The organism is uncultured Thioclava sp., from assembly GCF_913064665.1.
GTDB lineage: Bacteria > Pseudomonadota > Alphaproteobacteria > Rhodobacterales > Rhodobacteraceae > Thioclava > Thioclava arctica.
Window position 1 is genome coordinate 1 of sequence record NZ_CAJYBT010000082.1, and the last position, 4,623, is coordinate 4,623.

7 protein-coding genes and 1 pseudogene are annotated in these 4,623 nt (G+C 58.7%); 2 read left to right on the top strand and 6 right to left on the bottom strand.

The window, feature by feature from the left end; all coding sequences use genetic code 11:
- Window positions 1-175 precede the first annotated feature (175 nt).
- Together QZ571_RS18210 and QZ571_RS18215 are read left to right on the top strand one after the other, a co-directional pair.
- Window positions 176-466: pseudogene (locus QZ571_RS18210) on the top strand (UDP-3-O-acyl-N-acetylglucosamine deacetylase); the annotation flags it as partial.
- A 58-nt stretch (window positions 467-524) separates the two neighbouring features.
- Window positions 525-776 carry a C69 family dipeptidase gene (locus QZ571_RS18215; protein WP_295537561.1) on the top strand — a complete coding sequence of 84 codons (252 nt, stop codon included), beginning with the start codon at window positions 525-527 and terminating at the stop codon, window positions 774-776.
- 38 nt (window positions 777-814) lie between these two features.
- Here QZ571_RS18215 and QZ571_RS18220 read toward each other — a convergent pair whose 3' ends face one another.
- From QZ571_RS18220 to QZ571_RS18245, 6 genes are all read right to left on the bottom strand, one after another.
- Window positions 815-1,426 (bottom strand): hypothetical protein, encoded by a 612-nt coding sequence (locus QZ571_RS18220; RefSeq protein WP_295537562.1) that lies wholly within the window; start codon window positions 1,424-1,426, stop codon window positions 815-817.
- Window positions 1,427-1,511: 85 nt separating this feature from the next.
- Window positions 1,512-1,874, bottom strand: a complete 363-nt coding sequence (locus tag QZ571_RS18225; RefSeq protein ID WP_295537564.1) for an HNH endonuclease — start codon at window positions 1,872-1,874, stop codon at window positions 1,512-1,514.
- A gap of 102 nt (window positions 1,875-1,976) precedes the next feature.
- A complete protein-coding gene (locus QZ571_RS18230; protein ID WP_295537566.1) occupies window positions 1,977-2,699 on the bottom strand; it encodes a hypothetical protein in 723 nt (240 codons plus the stop codon).
- On the bottom strand, window positions 2,699-3,235 hold the full coding sequence (locus tag QZ571_RS18235; protein ID WP_295537568.1) for a hypothetical protein: 537 nt from the start codon (window positions 3,233-3,235) through the stop codon (window positions 2,699-2,701). The genes QZ571_RS18230 and QZ571_RS18235 overlap by 1 nt, the downstream gene beginning before the upstream one ends.
- Before the next feature lie 214 nt (window positions 3,236-3,449).
- A complete protein-coding gene (locus tag QZ571_RS18240; RefSeq protein ID WP_295537570.1) occupies window positions 3,450-4,070 on the bottom strand; it encodes a hypothetical protein in 621 nt (206 codons plus the stop codon).
- A gap of 14 nt (window positions 4,071-4,084) precedes the next feature.
- Window positions 4,085-4,333, bottom strand: coding sequence for a hypothetical protein (locus QZ571_RS18245; protein ID WP_295537572.1), 249 nt, complete (start codon window positions 4,331-4,333; stop codon window positions 4,085-4,087).
- Window positions 4,334-4,623 lie beyond the last annotated feature (290 nt).

Sequence of the window (4,623 nt, forward strand, 5' to 3'; positions counted from 1 at the left end):
GTCGCCAGTTACAATTTCTGCTGCGGCTGGTGATGCGGCGATCGAGGTGGCTCCACCAACCACGACGGGCCTACGAGTGCACTACTCGGTGGAGTATCCCGGCTCACCAATCCCACCACAACAATATGGGGTGGCTGTAACACCACAACGCTATCGAGAATAGGTTGCAGCCGCTCGAACATTTTTGCTGGAAGAAGAAGCCCGCAAGTTGCAGCAAGATGGCGTCGGGCTGACAGTGACCACTCAAGATCTCATCGCTTTCGGTGAGAATGGGCCGATCGAGAACGAATTGCGGTGGCCAAATGAATGCGCGCGACATAAGATCCTCGATATCATCGGTGACCTTTCCTTATCAGGCAGGCCGTTTCATGGCGACATTGTTGCGCATAGAAGCGGTCATGGTTTAAATGCAGAGGTTTTAACCGCAGTCTTGGAAGCAGAGACTCGGATGCCAGGAGTGCATTGAAAAGTACGATGAAAAATTTGTATTGGGTGGTACCACCACCACTGCAAGGAGGCAGGAAATGACCCGCAAGACCCTAGCGCTGGCGCTCCTCGGAGCCGTTCTTCTGCCGACCAACGGCCTCACCTGCACCGACATCGTTGTCGGCAAAGATGCCTCGGTCGACGGCTCGGTGATCACCTCCCACACCGGGGCCGCCCCCGACTGCCGGGTGCACGTGGTGCCGGCCCAGACCCACGCGCCGGGATCCATGGCTCCGGTCTACTTCGGCATGCTCGACGCCAAGGTGCCGTATTGGGGGTGCCCGACCTGATGCTGATAGATTGGGCGGTGAGTGAAGCGACTTACCCGTCACAACGGGGCTTCATTGGAGGTCGGATGAAACGTGCCTTGGTGGTTTGGGTTCTCTCGTGTGTTCTGTTCTCTCTGCCCGCCCTGGGTGAGCCGGCTCGTGGAGTCGTCTTCGAAGATCTCAACGGGAACGGCCAACGAGACGAGAACGAACCCGGCATTTCCGGAATCGCCGTCGACTAGATCCTTGGCCGCCCGGCGTTGCGCTTCCTTCTTTCCAATCACCTCGCGTTCAGCGTCATCTTTCGGCTCTTCGCGCAAACGCGCATCGATCAGTCGCGCCTCATCCTCGCCAATCATCTGGCGCAGCTGGCGGACCGCCCCCATGTCGCCCTTGTCGAGCGCCTTGCGAACCGTGGCCGCGAAGATCGCAAGCTTGAGGCGATCAGGCATTTCTCCACGACCCTTGAGCACAGGCCCAAAATTCCGCTTGAGCGTGGAGATACCAACCCCCAGCACATCCGCGAGCCGCTGGTTCGACCAGCCCTTCATCAGACCAGCTTCCAGCATGTCGATCTCTTTTTCGGTCAGCTCTTTTGAAGGCCGCCCACGGCGCCCCTTACCGGCTCTGACAGGGTTCCCGAACAGGTCGGTTTCACGATGATCGTTCAAAATTCCGCCCTCCCCAGAAAAAAATGTGCAGATGAGGGGACGACGGGTCTGAAGCCACAACCGGCCTGGACTTTTGACCTACCCCCTACCCGTGGAGTCCGGCCGCTTCCTCTCGCTGCTTCGTCTTGTCGTGACATCCTTTGCACAGGCACTGCAGGTTCAATTCATCCCAGAACAGCGCCGGATCACCGCGATGCGGGATCTTATGGTCGGTAACGGACTGGCCTTTCCCGAGCGCCAGCTTGCTACACATCTCGCACCGGAAGTTCGCTGCAACCCGAACCTTCAGGCTGAGCTTCTGCCAACGCGCGGTGGAGTAAAGCTTACGATGCGGTGACACCTCACGCCGCATGACGGTTCGGCTCTTGTTTTCACTTTGAACAGGCGCGAATCTCGTAGGCGCAGAGCCAAGACGCGGCGGCAAGCCACGACCGGCCAGCTTCCCCATTGCTACCTCACAGGATGATGAAACGAGAAACGCCCGGCAGCGGGTTTCTCCGCTCCGGGCGCACGTGTTGCGAGTGCAAGATGTCAACTGCTCTAGATTTCGTCAAGAACTTTCTTCGCGCCACGGATGCATTGGCGGCATCGCAGAGGTGATCTTGATCCCACCAAGAACACCAGTCAGGCGCAGATATGATCCAACCTCAAGCAGTGCGCCCCACCATTGCAGGTAGTTACGCCGCGCCGCCGCTATGGTGCGTGCGGTAGGCGTGTAGATCACTGGGCAGTATCGGACGGGATCGCGCACAACGACGCCCTTTCTGTTGCGCCGCTCCATTGATGGCCAACCCTGCGCACCGAGATCCTTTGCATCAGCCATAGCCGCACCACCGCCATGCCGGTTTCCACGCCAATCCTCAGCCACACAGCGAGGGCGCGCGCCTGGCATCCAATCTGGGCGCATTCCAACACGCGAAAGCTGAGCAATCTGTATTGCCATCTTGCGCCCGCCGCATCCAACATCAAGCGCGGCGACCTGCGAGACGATCATCTGCGCATCATCACTGGGAGGCGAGAACCCACCACCGTCGACACGACACCCAATGCGCCCGCGCTGCATCAGCTTCCAAACGGAATCGGAGCTGCCACTTCCTACGAAACTATCCGGGTCTGTCTCTTCATCGAAATCAATCCGCGCGCACTCAGAACCGAACGCCCAACGCAGCGCCGCCTCGATCGATAGCTCGCGCATGCCAGAAGCACGACCAACAGGGTACATGCCCGGAGCGACAGATACCTTCACGTTTGTCACGTCAAAAACTTTTGCCATCATCCGCGATCCTCGCAGCCAGACCATTCCTCGCAGCGCGCGATGATGGAACGGCGTCGGTCACGCCATGCAGCTTCGGCCTCGCTGACTTCTTTCCCCTCGACCAAACGCCGCTCGATGTCTTCCAGCCGCCGGTTCCCATCGTAAGACGCAGCCCGAGCCTGATCGATGAAATAGCCACCGGGCCATTTGCGATGGCGCTTCACTACACCGAGTAATTCCGGCGCGTATCCACCCTCAAGCGCGCGCCGGCCAATCTCATGGGCAAAGACCTTACGCACCAGCGGAGAGCCATCATCGCGCGGCGGCTCGATCTGCGCCGCCCATTCCAGCATGGCATTGCCAATCGGCATCCTGTCGCGCGCCTTGCCGCTAGGTTGTGCCGCCGCATGCTCCTCGAGCGCCGCTAGCCCTTCCTCGCTCATATAGGCAAGGCGCTGACATAGATCGCGGGTCATGGCTTCATACTGCGCCTTTGTCAGCGTCGACGGCTTTGCCAGACCACGACGCTCAAGCGGATTGATCAGGCAATCCATTACCCTCTTTTCACCAGCTTCTTGCTCGCACGCTTCCATCTTCATTGCCCCTTTTCTCAGCACTTATCCACATCTCAATCCGCACTTTGGCTCGATCTCTGGCGAGAACTGTCCATCTGTCTTTTCTATTTCCCTGTCTTTTCCCTATCGTGCGGGACAGTCTCAGATTGTCCTAAACTGTCCCCAGACTGTCCCAGACTGTCCCCGGGACAGTTCAAGACAGTGTTTCTCGACCTCGCATGTTGAGCTTGAGCATGTGATCGGACCACGCCTGCATGGCGCGCTCGATCCAATGGGATGTGCGATATTCACACCCCTGTTCCTGTAGCCATTGATCCATGAACAGGATCGCAGCATCATTCTTTGCCAGATCCGCGTGATAGCCAGCCACCGCAGAACGCACGCGCTGGATACGCTTCTTGGCATTGGCAGCCTCATTGCGCGCGCGATTGTCTTCCTTGCGCGAAATGGCCTCGGTCAGCGTCCGCAAGACCATCGGATGCATCAGCCGTATCTCGCCGCCCTCACAAAGGCATTTCGACCACTTGTGAAGCGGCCCGAAATCCAAGCGGCACAGGGCGCGGAAATGCGACGCCTCGACGAACAGCATCTTGGCCAGCAGATCCATGTCTGTCGGTAACGTCCCGACCAGCGACTGATCGAAGGCGATATTGATCAGATCGAAGTAATAGGCGCGGCACTCAGCCGTTGCCTTTAGCCGCATATCGGAATTGAGCCAGCGGCGGCGTTCCCAGACCATGAAGTAATGGCTATCTAGGCGATCATCGACACCAAGGGGATACTCGGGCAGATCTGTTGAATCGATCAATGCCATTGCCCGCGCCTCGCTCATTCCTTCACCCCCATGAACTTGCGCGACTGCGCCTCAATAGCATCCGCCAGGGCACGCAGCTGCGCGGGCATGTCAAAGGTCACAAAATCATTGAACAGCCGTTTGGGCAGGCCGGTCGCGCCATCGCGCAGATCACGCGACCACAGCACCTGAAGCCCGCCCTCTCCGGACACGACCTGCACGATGCAATCACCAACCATGCAATCGACACGCGTCTCAACCTTGATGTGCTCTGCCCCTGCCATGCCGATCACCAATAGGCCCAATCGACCGCGTTCCCGCAGTGCTCGATGTCGGCCTTGCGTATTGCATTTGTGACACGGATAACCTGACCACGCCCCGCGTGCCCATCGCGCGCAGCGATAGAGCCGCCGCTATGCCCGTCATGACGCATCGAAAGCCAAAGCAGATGCCTATCATCCTCTGAACGAGGCATTTCTGAATGCGGCATCCCTATCAGGCGACCCTCCGCCCTTGCAGCGATGCCATCTTCAGTTCACGCGCCACGTCAGCGCCCGCATCTGTCGGGGAATAA